11 protein-coding genes and 1 pseudogene are annotated in these 16211 nt (G+C 39.3%); 11 read left to right on the forward strand and 1 reads right to left on the reverse strand.

The features are described 5' to 3' along the window. Nucleotides 1–240 precede the first annotated feature (240 nt). The 3 genes and pseudogenes from J7Q84_RS04330 (at nucleotide 241) to J7Q84_RS04340 (ending at nucleotide 5900) form a co-directional block, all read left to right on the forward strand. Nucleotides 241–4344: a S8 family serine peptidase gene (locus J7Q84_RS04330; RefSeq protein ID WP_209093215.1), complete on the forward strand. Its 4104-nt coding sequence runs from the start codon at nucleotides 241–243 to the stop codon at nucleotides 4342–4344. A gap of 296 nt (nucleotides 4345–4640) precedes the next feature. Beyond that, entirely contained in the window at nucleotides 4641–5099 is a 459-nt protein-coding gene (locus J7Q84_RS04335; RefSeq protein ID WP_209093216.1) for a GNAT family N-acetyltransferase, read from the forward strand. Nucleotides 5100–5280: 181 nt separating this feature from the next. Beyond that, nucleotides 5281–5900: pseudogene (locus J7Q84_RS04340) on the forward strand (LysE family translocator). Between the two features lie 158 nt (nucleotides 5901–6058). Here the strand turns inward: J7Q84_RS04340 and lexA are convergent. Continuing rightward, nucleotides 6059–6673: a transcriptional repressor LexA gene (gene lexA, locus J7Q84_RS04345; protein ID WP_209093217.1), complete on the reverse strand. Its 615-nt coding sequence runs from the start codon at nucleotides 6671–6673 to the stop codon at nucleotides 6059–6061. A gap of 130 nt (nucleotides 6674–6803) precedes the next feature. Between lexA and J7Q84_RS04350 the strand changes: the two genes are divergently transcribed. The 8 genes from J7Q84_RS04350 to J7Q84_RS04385 all read left to right on the forward strand — a co-directional run bounded on the left by J7Q84_RS04350 (nucleotide 6804) and on the right by J7Q84_RS04385 (nucleotide 16175). Next, nucleotides 6804–7457, forward strand: a complete 654-nt coding sequence (locus J7Q84_RS04350) for a YneB family resolvase-like protein (protein WP_209093218.1) — start codon at nucleotides 6804–6806, stop codon at nucleotides 7455–7457. 58 nt (nucleotides 7458–7515) lie between these two features. After that, complete coding sequence (locus J7Q84_RS04355) at nucleotides 7516–7755, forward strand: DUF896 domain-containing protein (RefSeq protein WP_209093219.1); 240 nt, start codon at nucleotides 7516–7518, stop codon at nucleotides 7753–7755. Between the two features lie 172 nt (nucleotides 7756–7927). Continuing rightward, nucleotides 7928–9934 (forward strand): transketolase, encoded by a 2007-nt coding sequence (gene tkt, locus J7Q84_RS04360; protein WP_209093220.1) that lies wholly within the window; start codon nucleotides 7928–7930, stop codon nucleotides 9932–9934. Nucleotides 9935–10092: 158 nt separating this feature from the next. Further along, on the forward strand, nucleotides 10093–10539 hold the full coding sequence (gene sirA / locus J7Q84_RS04365) for a sporulation inhibitor of replication protein SirA (RefSeq protein ID WP_209093221.1): 447 nt from the start codon (nucleotides 10093–10095) through the stop codon (nucleotides 10537–10539). An 84-nt stretch (nucleotides 10540–10623) separates the two neighbouring features. After that, on the forward strand, nucleotides 10624–10842 hold the full coding sequence (locus tag J7Q84_RS04370; RefSeq protein WP_209093222.1) for a YneF family protein: 219 nt from the start codon (nucleotides 10624–10626) through the stop codon (nucleotides 10840–10842). 163 nt (nucleotides 10843–11005) lie between these two features. Beyond that, nucleotides 11006–12760 carry an ABC transporter transmembrane domain-containing protein gene (locus J7Q84_RS04375; protein ID WP_209093223.1) on the forward strand — a complete coding sequence of 585 codons (1755 nt, stop codon included), beginning with the start codon at nucleotides 11006–11008 and terminating at the stop codon, nucleotides 12758–12760. Then, nucleotides 12757–14535: an ABC transporter ATP-binding protein gene (locus J7Q84_RS04380; protein ID WP_209093224.1), complete on the forward strand. Its 1779-nt coding sequence runs from the start codon at nucleotides 12757–12759 to the stop codon at nucleotides 14533–14535. The genes J7Q84_RS04375 and J7Q84_RS04380 overlap by 4 nt, the downstream gene beginning before the upstream one ends. Nucleotides 14536–14807: 272 nt before the next feature. Then, the gene (locus J7Q84_RS04385; protein ID WP_209093225.1) at nucleotides 14808–16175 is read left to right on the forward strand and encodes an alkaline phosphatase; all 1368 of its coding nucleotides are present in this window, start codon (nucleotides 14808–14810) and stop codon (nucleotides 16173–16175) included. Nucleotides 16176–16211: the final 36 nt, after the last annotated feature.

Consider the following 16211-nt stretch of genomic DNA (forward strand, 5'->3'; position numbering starts at 1 on the left):
GTATAAAGTAAGGATAATCACCATACCCTTACTCAACTTCGGATACGGGATGATAAAACATAGAAAAAGGAGTGATGACGAATGAAGACATAACAGCAACATGTCAATTCGTACAAACATATAAAATAAAAGGAGGCAGGCAAGAGAGAGAAAATTAATAGAAAAAGGTTTTACAGGGACAGCATGAGAGAGGATGCTGTTGTGATTTTTTTGAATATTCAAAAAGAAAAGAGGGGTTATATGAAAAAATCAAATAAACGAGTAATGGGGAAAGTTGTCAAAGGGTCTGCCGCAGCTGCTCTTTCCATCGGGATATTATTTCCTCCATTTCAAAGCGGGTTTATACCTGTCACAGCTGCTACAAATGCATCAGCCCAAGATATTTTGGCTTCTCTAACAAAAGAGCAGCGAGAAGCCCTTGCTAAATTGCAAGTGGCAGATGAGCGTTATGGGCTGCAAGGGTTTGATGAAAAGGAATTAAAGAGTGATAATGAAGTATCTGTAATTGTCGAGTTTAAGTCCAAACCTGGAAAGGCTGCAGTGCTTGATGCTGCTTGGAAAGGTAAGTCATTGACTGTGGCACAAGCACATAAAAAGGTAGAAGAAGAGCAGGCTGCATTTCAAAATGATGTAAAGAACATCCTGCCATCTTCTCAAAAAAGCAAAAAATCCAATCACAGCATCACACGTGTTTATAAAACAGCATTCAACGGTGTTTCTATGAAACTACCTGCTAATGAAGTAGAGAACCTTCTTCAATCAGATGTGGTAAAAGCAGTGTACAAAAATGTGACCGTGAAAGTAGAACCGCCTCTAAATACAGACTCCACGGCGGAAGAGGGCTCTCCGAGCATGATGGAAAGCGTGTCGTTTCTTGAGGTGGACAAGCTTCATAAGGAAGGGTATACGGGTAAAGGTGTTAAAGTTGCGGTCATCGATACGGGTATTGACTACAATCATCCGGATTTAAAAGATGTCTTTAAAGGCGGATATGATTTTGTCAATAATGACAATGATCCTATGGAAACGACATATGAGGATTGGGAAAAATCAGGGGCACCTAAATTTGATGATGGTGGAAATCCTTTTTTTACAAGCCACGGTACTCATGTTTCAGGGACGGTTGCCGGTCAAGGGAAAAATTCCAGCGGCGGTGGATCAGTAACAGGAATTGCACCTGATGCAGAGTTGTACGTATATAAAGTATTAGGACCATACGGTGCTGGCGGTATGGAAAATATTATTGCAGGTGTCGATCAAGCAGTTAAGGATAATATGGATGTGATGAACCTATCGTTAGGAGGAGCTATTAACGACCCATTCTATCCGGTAAGCTTAGCTGTTGATTACGCTGTTCTTAGTGGTGTAACTGCAGTCGTTTCTGCTGGAAACAACGGACGAGCAGGATCGTCTACGATTGGGACTCCTGGTGCTGCCGCATTAGCACTGACTGTAGGGGCAAGCAGTAATCCAATATCCGTAGTGAAGTATACAGGGAAGCTAGAAGGAGTCAATACGGATTATAATTTGAGCACTACTTATAGTGATTTTCTGACAAATCTTCAAACATTCGATGGACAAACATTAGAAATTGTTGATTTGGGAAATGGACTAGACACAGATTACAGTGGTAAGGATGTAAACGGCAAGGTAGTTCTTATAAGCCAGTCAGTGATTGGGACACAAACTAAGGTTTTATATGCGAAAAATCATGGAGCTCGTGCTGTACTTGTATATAATAACAGAGCAAATGAAGGCCCTCTCGACTATATAAGAGATGATAAGCGTTTTATCCCAACATTTTCAATGAGTTTAGAACAAGGTTTAGAGTTCAAACAGCAATTGGCTGCAGGACATAACAAGTTTACGTTTACCAATTTTAAACAAACATATACAAAGGGGGATTTGCTGGCAGACTTCAGCTCGCGCGGACCAACTCGAAAAAACTATGATATGAAACCAGAAGTTACGGCACCTGGGGTGAGAATTTTATCCACTATTCCAGCTTATGTGCTAGATCCTGAGCATCCGGATGATTATCATTTGGCGTATGACCGGAATTCTGGGACATCGATGGCGGCTCCTCATGTCACAGGTATTGCTGCATTGCTTTTGCAAGCGAATCCAGATTTTGAGCCAGCAGATGTAAAATCAATTTTGATGAATACAGCTGAACCATTAAATGGAGAGTATAGTGTATTTGATGTGGGAGCCGGCCGTGTAGCACCATATAAAGCAATTCACAGCGGAATGGAAATCCAAGTACAGGACGAAACCACAATTCCTATGAACGGTGAAGACATTATTATGAAAGAGGAAACAGGCGGGCTTGCTTTTGGCATGCAGTATGCGGGTGAAGAGCTGAAAATTAAGAAACAAATAAAGTTGGAAAACCTTGAAAAGAAAACAAAGCTGTTTCACGTGGAAGTAGAGTACCAAACTGGGGTAAAGGGCTCTCTTGATGCAAAGGCAGATAAGGTTAAGTTAGATGTGGATCCTCTTGTGCAGGTTAAAGGAAATAAAACTGAAAAAATGAATGTGACACTTAAACTGCCGAGTACAACACATGCAGGAATCTATGAAGGACACATTATTGTGACCAACATGGTAGATAAGAAAGAGCAATACCGCATTCCATTTAGCGTTCGAACATTTGAAGAAGGATTTAACCTTACACAACTTTCTACTAATGCTATTTCGCCAATTTATTTGCATCAAAAAGCAGACTATAGATCTAACACTTATGCTAATTTCTATTTGAACTTTAAATCACCGATGAAATATATGGATTTGATTTTAGTAGACGGAAAAACAGAGCAAGAGCTTGGATGGATAGGTGCGATTACTTTAGAAAGTTTATCTGAAGATGTTAGCTATAATATTTCACGTGCCTTTGAAGGAGCCTACCATACGTTTACTGGAAATGCGGAGAAGCCGATTGCTTCTGCAATTAGTTATGCGGAACCTGGCCACTATAAAATTAAAGCTATCGGTACAAGCGCACGAGACAAAGTGATCACAAGTTATGTAGATGTGTTTGTCGATAATCACAGTCCAAACATTACGACTTCATTTGATAACAATCAATCTCCTGTTATTGAATATAAGTCTGGACAAACTACTATGCCTTTAGACGTAAAGGTAATAGATGATGAATTGGAGCAAGTGATGGCTGAAGGTGTGGATTTCACCCACTCTTTGAATACCGTCAATTATTCTATTAATGGAAACTTTAACCCTGTTATTCCTGTTGAGGCTGATGGTACATTAAAGATGACAGTACCGATAAACGAAAGCAGCTCTTTGATGAAATACAGCATATACGGCATGGATTGGGCAAAGAATTCAAGTGTAGTGAAGACATTCTATTTTGCTAAAGAAGGTACGCCATACGGATATATTAAGTCTGATAAATCCAAGGCAAAGATGGGCGACACTGTATCTGCTACATTAGTATTTAATAATGTGGCACAGCTGAAGAGTGCAGAATGGACACTGAATAACCTTGCGAAGTATTTTGATATAGTAGATGTGCAGCCAACTAATGAGCTGTTATCCTACGGCACTGCCCAGGTGACAAAAGAAACGGTTGGAAACAATGCAAAAGTGAAGCTGAACATTAACGAAACGAAAGAAGTAAGCGGGAACATTCCTGCTGTCAATTTGACATTAAAGGTGAAGGATTCTGCCTTTACGTTAAGTGCACCTGTTACTTCTACAGCTACGTATACAAATGCAGCGGGAACACAAGCATCTCTTCCTTCTGCTGGTATAGATTGGGTAATTGAACCTACCTTCTCTGAAGTATATGGTTTACTAAGAGGTAGCAGCAGCCTTATATTTGCTGTAGATTGGACAAAAGTTGGTGCATCAATACAAATGATTGATATGTACGGCAATAGGTATGATGGTTCAGCTTCTCTTGATCGTTACGGAAATTATCGTATTTCTAAGTTACCGTTGAGAAATCACCCATTTACGTGGGAATTGAACGTGCCGGGCCATTTTGTAGTGAAACATCAAGTTTTAGCGGGAGTAGATATAGGGGACGTTGTGTCAGGGCAGCTTGTGTATAAATCCTTTTATTCTCTTGTTGGAGGAGACGTAAACCAAGACGATGTAATTGACATCATGGATGCGTTAGCAATTCAAGCAGCTTGGGGTACAGCGAATCGAAATGCGGATATTAACTTTGATGGAATTGTAGATGGGAAAGATATGCAGCTTGTTGTTACAAACTATCTGAAGCAAAACACTGACGCAGCTAATTCTCCAGCGCCAGTACAGCAGCATAATGGCAAAGTGTTAGAAGATATTTTAAAGGAATTAGGGCTTTCAGCTTAATGATTGGAAAAAAGGGTATCACCAAATCGGTGGTATCCTTTTTTAGTAGATAAAGAAAACATAATCTGTCCATGTATGCTTCATGCCAAATGTATATCCAGACTATGTGACTCTTTTTATCTTTATATAAATAGTTATCTTCCTCCGCAATTTGTCCATATCAATCTGTCCGCACATTCATATGATAAAATGATTCGAGAAATGAAGCTCCTGCCAGTTTGTACAATATACGCTGAATGTTATCTTTGAGTAATGTCCTTCATCAGTTTGCCTATAGTAATAGGAGAGGTGAGAGTGTGATAGATCATAATCATTATATTTTAAGAAAAAAATCCTTCGGACAAATAGATTCCTATATGCTGAGTCTTGTGAAGGATAACTTGACTAGCCTTGGTTACCCTTCAACGATTACAGAAGAAAAATTAAAGAATATGATGAAGGCGGGTGCCGAGGTATTTATTTTTGAAACCATTGAAGGAAAGCCCATTGGCTTCATAGGATGGACCTTTAAACAGGATACCTTGTATATTGATCTTTGTGTGATTGAAAAAACATATAGAGATAAAGGGATCCTTACAGCCGCGATAGAACCGATAACAGCCTATATAAAGCAAAAAAGCATGGAAAAGGTACAGCTTACTGTGGATGCAAAGAACGAAAATGCATATCGTTTATATAAACGAATTGGTTTCAAAGTAAAACACAAGAACACCATGACAGGAAAAATTTTGATGGAGATGCCAATCCAAAACTAAACATTTAGATTAAAGCCGCTTGGAAAGTATGGAGTCCGAGCGGTTATTTATAACTAAGAATGTGCTGATATAGTGTAGAACATTCGGACAGCGTACATAATTTTCATGTGTTTTAAAAAAACAGTGAAGAAAATAAAAGTTTGTAATATACTTGATAAAAACATCGAAGAGGATTGGAATTATGGACATGTCTTTTCTTGTCAAAGGATTGATCATTGGATTTTCAGTAGCAGCACCTGTGGGACCAATCGGTATCTTATGCATTAACCGAACGTTAGCAAAAGGAAGAATGGCCGGATTTGTATCTGGGCTAGGGGCTGCAACAGCAGATGCTGTGTACGGCTGTATTGCTGCCTTTGGATTAACTGCGATAACAGGTTTTTTATTGAGCCAAAAGGCTTGGCTACAGTTAATAGGCGGATTGTTTTTATGCTATTTGGGAATTCAAACATTTCGTTCTCGCCAGCGGACCAAGCTGCAAGCGCAAGGGCAGAGGGATTGGTTCGCTCTTATACTTCTGTTTTATTTTTGACAATTACAAACCCTATGACAATCTTATTTTTTATGGGAATATTTTCTGGAATGGGATTGGGCAAATCTACTTTTGATATACTGGCGGCTTTATGGATGGTGCTGGGAGTATTTTTAGGATCGGCGTGCTGGTGGCTTTCTTTGAGTTTAGGAGTGAGTGTATTTCGTTCACGATTCACTCCAAACAGTTTGGTATGGGTAAATCGTATTTCTGGTGTTATCGTGCTGGTTTTCGGTCTATTTTCATTATATAGCTTGATTTTGAAATGAACAGCCATGGGGGATGATGCAAAGTGTTGTTGGTTCGCCGAAAAAGAGAGAGGAGCCGCCGATATATGGTTAGGTTCGCCAAAAAAGCTGTCTACCAAAATAGGTTACGATTGATATATAGGAAGAAAAGCTCCTGCCTCGAGGCAAGAGCTTTCTTGTTAATGAATATTGCGGTATACGCCGATGACCTTTCCAATCACAGAAACCTGCTTGAGAATAATTGGCTCTAAACTTGCATTTTCCGGCTGCAAGCGGAAGTAATCTTTTTCCTTAAAGAACCGTTTAACAGTTGCTTCATTTTCTTCTGTCATGGCAACGACGATTTCACCGTTATGAGCAGATTGCTGCTGGCGGACGACAACGAGGTCGCCATCTAAAATTCCCGCATCTATCATACTGTCACCAACGATTTTTAACATAAAGACATTTTCCGTATCTGAAACGAGGTTAGCTGGTAATGGGAAATGGTCTTCAATATTTTCGATGGCACTGATTGGCGGGCCGGCAGTAACCTTACCGACAATCGGTACATGAACAACAGGCTTTGCAGTCAGTTCATCTTGGCCCAAAATCTCAATGGCGCGAGGTTTTGTCGGATCGCGACGGATGAAGCCTTTATCTTCCAAACGAGCTAAATGACCATGTACAGTGGAACTCGAAGCAAGACCGACAGCTTCTCCAATTTCGCGAACGGAAGGCGGATAGCCTTTTTCATTCACTTTTTGCTTAATAAAGTTTAGTATATCCTGCTGTCTTTTGGATAGTTTCTCCATCGTCTTACACCTCGTTATCCATAGATTTACTATTATTATAACAGATTTACAAAAAAGATACAAACATAAGTTCGAACGAAAGGGAAATATGGTATAATTATCCCAAATATGTAACGAGGGGTTAAAAGCTATGAATGCAATACTATATGCACGGGTAAGTACGAAGAAAGAAGAGCAGGAAACTTCTTTGGTGCGTCAACGAGAAGAATTACTTAAGCTAGCAGAGCGTAATCATATGCATGTCATTAAAGTTGTCGAAGAGCAGGCAAGCGGCTACAGCATTGAACGTGATGGGATTATAGAAGTGCTGGATACGATAAAAGCAGAGAAGATTGATGTCCTTTTGATTCAGGATGAAACGCGGCTTGGCAGGGGAAATGCGAAAATTGCTTTAATGCACTGTATTCAAAAAGAAGGGGTAAAAGTATATACCCATGCGCATAACGGTGAGCTGCAGTTGTCGGATGCCGATTCAATGGTTCTTGAAATCATCGGAATTGTGGAGGAGTACCAACGGAAAATACATAATATGAAAATCCGCAGAGGTATGAAAAGAGCTGTAGAAAATGGGTTTCGTCCTGAAAGGAATTTGAAGAACCGTCATCTGCACAGCGGACGCGATAAAAAAGAAGTTCCGGTTGAAGAAATTGTACGGCTTAGAAAAAATGAGCTGACGTTTGAAGAAATTGCAGTAACACTGCGCGGCTTTGGGTATGATGTATCGAAGGCGACTGTTCATAGAAGGTATGTGGAATATAGTAAGGCGGAAAATGATATTACTTGATAAATAGTTGGCGCTTGTTGTATGATGAATTAGATTTCATGAAAAAGGAGAATGCCAAATGTTATCACAAGAAAAACTTGATCGCATTAACAGCTTGGCGAAAAAAGCAAAAACTGTCGGACTAACGGATGCAGAAAAGCAAGAACAGCAAGCATTACGTCAAGAATACTTGAAAGTTTTTCGCCAAGGCATGTTAAATCATATAGAATCCTTGAAGATTGTTGATCCAGAAGGAAAAGATGTTACCCCAACTAAAGTGAAAGCTTTGCAAGCAGCCAAGCGCGCAAAGTTGAATTAATAGATTTGGATAAAAGAAGATATGGGAATCATATCTTCTTTTTGTATTGATTTATTAGGGGAATAAAAAAGATTATTTCTTGAAGCAAATATTTTTAACACTCTTGTACAATCCTATAGGTGATATATAATGAATAAATGCATTGGCAATTTATAGTGAAAGGAAGAAAATTATGGCACAATCTATTGAAACTCTTGCTATTAATACAATCCGTACGTTATCCATTGATGCAATCGAAAAATCAAACTCCGGACATCCAGGTATGCCGATGGGTGCAGCACCAATGACGTATACACTGTGGACTAAATTTATGAATCATAATCCAAGCAACCCGCATTGGTTTAACCGCGATCGCTTCGTACTGTCGGCAGGTCATGGCTCTATGCTTTTGTATAGCATGCTCCACCTTTCCGGATATGATGTAACCATGGAAGATATCAAAAGCTTCCGCCAATGGGGAAGTAGAACCCCAGGGCATCCGGAATACGGCCACACTGCGGGCGTAGAAGCAACAACAGGCCCATTAGGTCAAGGGATTGCAACTGCTGTCGGAATGGCAATGGCAGAAAGACATTTAGCTGCAAAATATAATCGCGATTCTTACAATGTAGTTGATCATTATACATATGCGATATGCGGTGACGGCGACCTAATGGAAGGCGTTTCTGCAGAAGCCTCTTCCCTAGCAGCGCATCTGCAATTGGGACGATTAATCGTTCTGTATGATTCTAATGACATTTCTCTTGACGGTGATTTACATCGTTCCTTCTCGGAAAGTGTAGAGGAACGTTACAAGGCATACGGCTGGCAAGTGATCCGCGTGGAAGACGGAAACGATGTTGAAGCAATCGCAAAAGCACTGGAAGAAGCAAAAGCAGATGAAACACATCCGACTTTAATCGAAATTAAAACAACAATCGGTTTTGGTTCTCCAAATAAAGCAGGTAAATCATCTTCTCACGGTTCTCCGCTTGGGAAAGAAGAAACTGTGCTTACAAAGTCTGCTTACACTTGGGGATTTGAACATGACTTCTATGTTCCAGAAGAAGTGTACGAGCATTTTAAAACAGTCATACAAGATGCTGGTGAAAAGAAGGAAACAGAATGGAGCACCATGCTTAGCGAGTACTCCGACCGCTATCCGCAACTGGCACAAGAGCTGCAAGATGCTATTGAAGGTAAATTACCTGAAGGATGGGATAATCATTTACCTCAATACGAAGTAGGAAAAGGTGTTGCAACCCGTAATTCTTCCGGCGAGGCAATTAATGCCATTGCAGAAGCGGTACCGTTTTTCTTTGGAGGCTCTGCAGACTTGGCAGGTTCGAACAAAACGTATATGAACAACGAACAAGACTTTTCCCGGGACAACTACAGTGGAAAAAACATTTGGTACGGTGTACGTGAATTTGCGATGGGTGCAGCAATGAACGGTATTGCTTTACATGGAGGGTTAAAAACGTACGGTGGGACATTCTTTGTATTCTCTGACTACTTGCGTCCAGCAATTCGTTTAGCAGCTCTTATGAAGCTTCCAGTTACTTATGTATTAACGCATGACAGTATTGCTGTAGGAGAAGATGGTCCAACACATGAGCCTGTGGAACAGTTAGCTTCTTTACGTGCTATGCCGGGATTATCGATCATTCGTCCTGCGGATGCGAACGAGTCTGTAGCAGCATGGAAAATTGCCTTGACATCTACAGATAAACCAACTGCATTAGTATTATCTCGTCAAAACCTTCCTACATTAGAAGGGGCAAAAGAGAATACGTATGAAAAAGTATCTAAAGGTGCGTATATCGTTTCTCCGAGTAAAAAGGATACAGCTGACGCTATTTTGATTGCAACAGGTTCAGAGGTTGGATTAGCAGTCGAAGCGCAGCAAGCTCTTGTAAATCAAGGTATCGATGTTTCTGTGGTGAGCATGCCATCTGTAGATTTATTTGAAGAGCAATCTGCAGAGTATAAAGAATCTGTACTTCCTAAATCAATAACAAAGCGTCTTGCTATAGAGATGGGTTCATCGTTAGGCTGGCATCGTTATGTAGGCTTTGATGGAGATGTACTGGGAATTGATACATTCGGTGCTTCAGCTCCGGGCGAAAAAATTATGGAAGAGTACGGTTTTACGGCAGAGAACGTAGTAGCCAAAGTGAAAGCACTTCTTCAAAAATAAGGATTCAATAAAACCTCTCCATTTCCGGAGAGGTTTTATTATGAGAAAATGCACTTTCGACAGAAAAAGTGTTTCCTTGCAACAAAGTAAGACAATCATTTTGAAATTTATTCTATATAATGAAAGGAAAGATTGTCCAAGGCGAGGAGGGACTGAATGTGAGAACATATCACTTGTATCTGATCGATAGTGATATTGCTAAAGCGTATTTTGGAAGGGAAGCTAAGTTATTTGATTTATTTTCTCGATTTGCTTGCTCCTGTTCGCTTAGTGAAAAAAAAATCCTCTACAAGCAAATCAAATTTATTACAAAGCCTCTGCAGATGTTAAAATTAAATCATCGTATAGAACAAAAATTGAAGCATAACCCCTATTATATACAAGAACAGGCTGCTCACATCCTTCGCATTCCGTCATCGGAGGAATTCGGAACGTTGACCATTAAGTCGCAATATGCCCGCATCGATACAAACAAAAGCTTTGAAATAGAAACGACATTTTTCGAAATATTAAGAAGAGAAGAAGCGACGCTGTTAGCAATGGATTATAAGGCAAACCGTTATGGATGGCTAAATCCAATCAAACAAGAAAGAAAATATGTGTAAAGCGGAAAAATTCTCTTATTCATCTTGTTTTCTTGAAAAGGTTTTAGTACACTGTACTGTAGACAACATGAAGGAGGAAACGTTATGTCTATGTGGGTAGTCATTCTAGTGGGCGTATTGGCATTAGTTGCCGGTGTAGCACTAGGATTTTTCATCGCGCGTCAATATATGATGAACTATTTAAAGAAAAATCCGCCAATCAATGAGCAAATGCTGAAAATGATGATGATGCAAATGGGACAAAAACCGTCTCAAAAGAAAATCAATCAAATGATGCAAGCGATGAATAAACAAATGAAATAAGAATGGACAGGCACTCCTTTTGGGGTGTCTTTTCGTTTTATTTTACAAAAAAATGCTATAAGAAGTGTGTTTCATCGAAAATGACCAGATGAATAAATCTTTTAAATTTTATGATAATTTGATACACTAAAACCATCGTCTGTGAGAATAAGGGGAGAATGAAATGAAGGTTTTTTTTGATTTGGCATGGTTTTTTAAACAAGAGAAGAAGTCGTATATTACAGGAATCTTATTATTATTAGCAGTAGCAATGCTTGAGATTGTACCGCCAAAAGTTATTGGAATCATCGTGGATGAAATTGGTGCAGGAACGATGACGAAGGATTTTTTATGGAAATGCCTTATTGTTTTAGCAGTTGTCGGTATTTCCATGTATGGGCTGCGGTATTTATGGCGCATCATGATTTTTGGCTCTTCCTTAAAGCTGGCACGGCAGCTGCGCTACAGATTATATAATCATTTTACAAAGATGAGCCCGTCCTTTTATCAAAAGCATCGAACAGGAGATTTAATGGCTCATGCCACAAATGATATTCAGGCGATTCAGCAAACTGCAGGAGCAGGAGTGTTAACATTTGTCGATTCACTTGCAGTGGGTGGATTTGTTTTGCTTGCCATGGCATCTACTATCAGTTGGAAGCTGACGATTGTCAGCCTGCTTCCAATGCCTATTATGGTGTTAAGCACAAAATATTACGGTACTATTTTGCACAAACGGTTTCACCATGCTCAACAGGCATTCTCTGAGATTAATGATAAGGTCCAGGAAAGTATGAGTGGCCTTAAGGTCATCCGTTCTTTTGGACAGGAGCAGGAAGATTTAGCTTCGTTTCGGACAAAATCAGAGGAAGTAGTAGAAAAAAATGTTCGAGTCGCACGAATCGACTCCTTATTTGATCCTACCATTTCATTAATTGTAGGGTTTTCCTTTTTAATTGCTGTAGCATATGGGTCCGTTTTAGTGATGAACGAAGAGATTACTATAGGGCAGCTTGTGTCCTTTACAACGTATCTAGGTACTCTCGTATGGCCGATGCTCGCTTTTGGCTGGTTGTTTAATATTTTAGAGCGCGGCAGAGCTTCCTATGATCGAGTTAACAGTCTTTTGGCGGTTTCTTCTGATGTGCAGGATACAAAAGGTGCAACAGCAGAGGTGCCGACAGGAGGAATTGAGTTTTCCATAGAGAGATTTTCCTATAATCAAAATGCAGTGGAAAATTTAAAGGCTGTTCATTTTACCTTACAGCAAGGAGGTACGCTGGGGATTGTCGGACGGACTGGTGCGGGGAAAACAACGATTTTAAAAGCACTAATTCGTGAATTTGACCATTTTGAGGGAAAGGTTAAAATTGGGGGAAGTGATATCCGTAATATGTCTTTAGAAGCGCTTCGCTCCGCTATTTCCTACGTACCGCAAGAACATTTCTTATTTTCTACCACAATTGCAGACAACATTGCGTTTGGAAAAGCTGATGCAGGATATCAGGAAATTATACGAGCGGCTCAGATTGCTAATATTCATGAGGATATTGTGAAATTTCCCGAAGGATACGAGACAATAGTTGGAGAGAGAGGCGTATCTTTATCTGGAGGGCAAAAGCAGCGTATTTCGATTGCCCGTGCAATACTTACTGATGCTGAAATATTAATTTTAGATGATTGTTTATCTGCAGTCGATGCGAAAACAGAGGAACGTATTCTCACTGCATTAAAGGGTGAACGTCAAAATAAAACGACAATTATTACGGCGCATCGTCTCAGCTCTATTCAACATTCTGATCTTATTCTAGTCATTGAGGATGGGAAAGTAGTTGAGAGAGGTACGCATGAACAACTGATGAGTCAAAATGGATGGTATAAAGATATGTATGAGCGACAGCAGCTAGAATCACTTGTCGAGCAAGGAGGTATCGCATGAGCTCCGATGAAAAGCGTCAAGATTTAAAAAGATTATTATCCTACATGCGTCCTTATAAAGGATCGCTTATAGCTGCATTTCTCCTGTTGATAGGAGCGACTGCCGCTGAAATGGTTGGGCCGATTATTATCAAATATTTTATTGATGAACATCTCGTTCCAAAAAAATTTGATAAAAATATTATTATAGGGTTGTTTACTGCCTACTTGGTTATCCATATCGTGAAAGTTATTTTAACATATTTTAATTTGCTACAATTTCAGAACATTGCCTTTAAAATTGTGCAAGATATACGAGTGCAGGTTTATCAGGACGTACAACGCTTATCTCTCGGATTTTTTGAACGAACGCCAATTGGAAGCATTGTATCACGAATAACGAATGATACCGAAGCAATCAAAGACTTTTTTGTTAGTGTATTATCTACATTTGTTAAAAATATTGTATTTTTAGTTGGAATTATCATTTCAATGTTTATTTTAAATGTAAAGCTCGCTGCATTTTGTTTAGTTTTGCTTCCGATTATTTATACGATTATGGCGATGTACCGCAAGAAAAGTTCAGTTTTTTATGCAGAAATTCGGAATCAGCTGAGCCAGCTAAATGCAAAACTAAACGAATCTTTGCAAGGGATGAGCGTAATTCAAGTCTTTCGTCAAGAAAAGCGTCTTCGTAAAGAGTTTGAAGAGGTGAACGAGCGTCATTATAAAGCAGGACGCAAAAACTTAAGCTTAGATGCGTTGTTTCTCCGTCCCGCAACAGATTTAGTTTATATGTTTGCTCTTATATTGATTTTGAGTTTTTTCGGAATTAATGCTTTAAACAGTCCAGTCGAAATCGGAGTCATTTATGCGTTTGTCAGTTATGTAGAACGTTTTTTTGAGCCTGTTAATGAAATGATGATGAAGCTGTCATTATTTCAGCAAGCCCTTGTTTCTTCGTCTCGCGTATTTGATTTAATGGATGAAAAAGACTTAGCGCCATTACAAAAAGGAGAAAAGAATCCAGTCGTTGTAGAAGGAGAAATTCAATTTAACAATGTGACCTTCTCCTATGACGGAAAAAGAAATGTATTAAAGGACATTTCTTTTACGGTAAGCCCAGGTCAAACGGTTGCCTTTGTTGGCCATACAGGCAGTGGCAAAAGTACTATTATGAATCTGTTGATGCGCTTTTACGATATTCAAAAAGGTGAGATTCTCATAGATGGTGTCAATTTGCAGCAGTTTCAAGAACAAGAAATTCGCAAGAATATTGGCTTAGTATTACAGGATGCTTTTTTATTTGCAGGTACAGTTAAGCAAAACATTCGGATGTACGATGAAACCATCACAGATGAGGATATCGTACAAGCTGCTGCATTTGTACAGGCAGACAGCTTTATTTCCCAGCTCCCTGGGGGATATAATACAGAAGTAGTAGAGCGAGGTGCTACATTTTCAAGCGGGCAGCGCCAATTGATTACATTTGCCCGTACCATTGCTGCCAATCCGAAGATACTCGTTTTAGATGAAGCAACGGCCAATATTGATACAGAAACAGAGGAGGCAATCCAAACAGCACTGAGCCGCATGAGAAAAGGGCGAACTACGATTGCGATTGCCCATCGTTTATCAACTATTCAAGATGCAGATCAAATATTTGTGCTGCATGACGGATGCATTGTAGAACAGGGAAACCATCAAGAATTGCTTACTAAACAGGGATTATATTACAATATGTATCTTCTTCAAAATAGAGGAAGTACTGTTAGAGAAAAGGTTAGTGGTGAGTAATACAAAAAAAGGATATTTATACAATAAAAAGGCGCCACACACAAATCAAATAGTATAACTACTAAAGAGCTTGGATATTATTCCAAGCTCTTTAATTGTGTTTATTGGTACTTTCTGTAATAGATTTACTCAATTATGTTGTCTTCTAATGTTACTTCGGTAATATTTGTTAAATATTAACATTTAATTTACGGTAGATTAATAGTTCTTAAGTAGGATGTAATGGTAGGTCAAAATTAAATTTGATTTTAAGAAAGGTTGAGGAGGACTCTATGTTTAATAACAGATTAAAAAAGAAGGTTTTACCTGCCCTTGCTTTATCTACAGTGGTATTTGGGACAGTACTAAGTACGCTACATACCGATGCACAAGCGAAAGAAATAAAGCAAAATAATGCAGAAATTAAGAATGTAATTTTCTTAATTGGAGATGGAATGGGTTCGTCTTATACTTCTGCTTATCGGTATTTCAAGGATAATCCAGCGACTAAGGAAGTGGAGTTAACTGAATTTGATCAATATCTTGTTGGACAGCAAATGACATATCCAGAGGATGCTAGTCAAAACGTTACTGACTCTGCTGCTGCAGCGACAGCTATGTCAGCAGGTATTAAAACATATAATGCGGCCATTGGGGTAGATAACGATGGTTCTTCTGTAAAAACAGTTCTTGAAGCGGCTAAAGAAAAAGGGAAATCAACAGGATTAGTGGCTACTTCTGAAATTACACATGCTACACCTGCTTCATACGGTGCTCATGATGTAAGCCGTAAAAATATGAATGCTATTGCGGACGATTATTATGATGAAATGATTAACGGCAGCCATAAAGTCGATGTGATGCTTGGCGGAGGATTAAGCAATTTTATTCGTCAAGATCGGGATTTAACAAAGGAATTTCAAAAGGACGGTTATTCGTATGTAACGAACAAACAAGACATGTTAACAAGTAAAAACTCTCGATTGTTAGGATTATTTGCACAAGGCGGCATGCCAAAAATGCTTGATCGTGAAAACTCGATGCCAGCCTTGCAAGACATGACTGAAACAGCATTGAAGAAACTAAGCCAAAATAAAAAAGGTTTTTTCTTGATGGTTGAAGGAAGTCAAATTGATTGGGCTGGACATGACAATGACATCGTTGCGGCAATGAGTGAGATGGAAGACTTTGAGAACGCGTTTAAAGCTGCGATTGAGTTTGCGAAAAAGGACAAGCATACTTTAGTTGTTGCGACAGCAGACCATTCAACAGGTGGTTTTTCTATCGGTGCAAGAGGTGACTATAACTGGTTTGGTGCTCCTATTGCAGCCGCAAAACGTACACCTGATTTTATGGCAGAACAAATTGCCGGAGGCGCTGATGTAGAAGATACATTAAAAGCCTATATTGATTTACAATTAACACCTGCTGAAATTCAATCAGTACAAACAGCGGTGGAGTCAAAAAACGCGTTGAATATTGATGCTGCAATCGAAACTATTTTTGACAACCGTTCCGTAACCGGCTGGACAACAGGTGGTCACACCGGCGAAGATGTAAACGTATATGCGTATGGGCCAGGAAGCGATCTTTTTGCTGGAAGAATTGATAATACCGATCAAGCAAAGCATATTTTTGATATTCTGAAAAACGGAAAGTAACGATAAAAATAGAGTAACATTAATCGCCCGTTAAGC

It is taken from the genome of Bacillus sp. 165, from assembly GCF_017742235.1.
In the GTDB taxonomy this organism is placed as follows: domain Bacteria; phylum Bacillota; class Bacilli; order Bacillales; family Bacillaceae_G; genus JAGHKQ01.

What these genes read in the sequence shown, in the direction of transcription:
- J7Q84_RS04330 (WP_209093215.1), top strand. Translation starts at nt 241, where the DNA reads ATGAAAAAATCAAATAAACGAGTAATGGGGAAAGTTGTCAAAGGGTCT.
- lexA (WP_209093217.1), bottom strand. Translation starts at nt 6,673, where the DNA reads ATGGAGAAACTATCCAAAAGACAGCAGGATATACTAAACTTTATTAAG.
- J7Q84_RS04350 (WP_209093218.1), top strand. Translation starts at nt 6,804, where the DNA reads ATGAATGCAATACTATATGCACGGGTAAGTACGAAGAAAGAAGAGCAG.
- J7Q84_RS04355 (WP_209093219.1), top strand. Translation starts at nt 7,516, where the DNA reads ATGTTATCACAAGAAAAACTTGATCGCATTAACAGCTTGGCGAAAAAA.
- tkt (WP_209093220.1), top strand. Translation starts at nt 7,928, where the DNA reads ATGGCACAATCTATTGAAACTCTTGCTATTAATACAATCCGTACGTTA.
- J7Q84_RS04370 (WP_209093222.1), top strand. Translation starts at nt 10,624, where the DNA reads ATGTCTATGTGGGTAGTCATTCTAGTGGGCGTATTGGCATTAGTTGCC.
- J7Q84_RS04375 (WP_209093223.1), top strand. Translation starts at nt 11,006, where the DNA reads ATGAAGGTTTTTTTTGATTTGGCATGGTTTTTTAAACAAGAGAAGAAG.
- J7Q84_RS04380 (WP_209093224.1), top strand. Translation starts at nt 12,757, where the DNA reads ATGAGCTCCGATGAAAAGCGTCAAGATTTAAAAAGATTATTATCCTAC.
- J7Q84_RS04385 (WP_209093225.1), top strand. Translation starts at nt 14,808, where the DNA reads ATGTTTAATAACAGATTAAAAAAGAAGGTTTTACCTGCCCTTGCTTTA.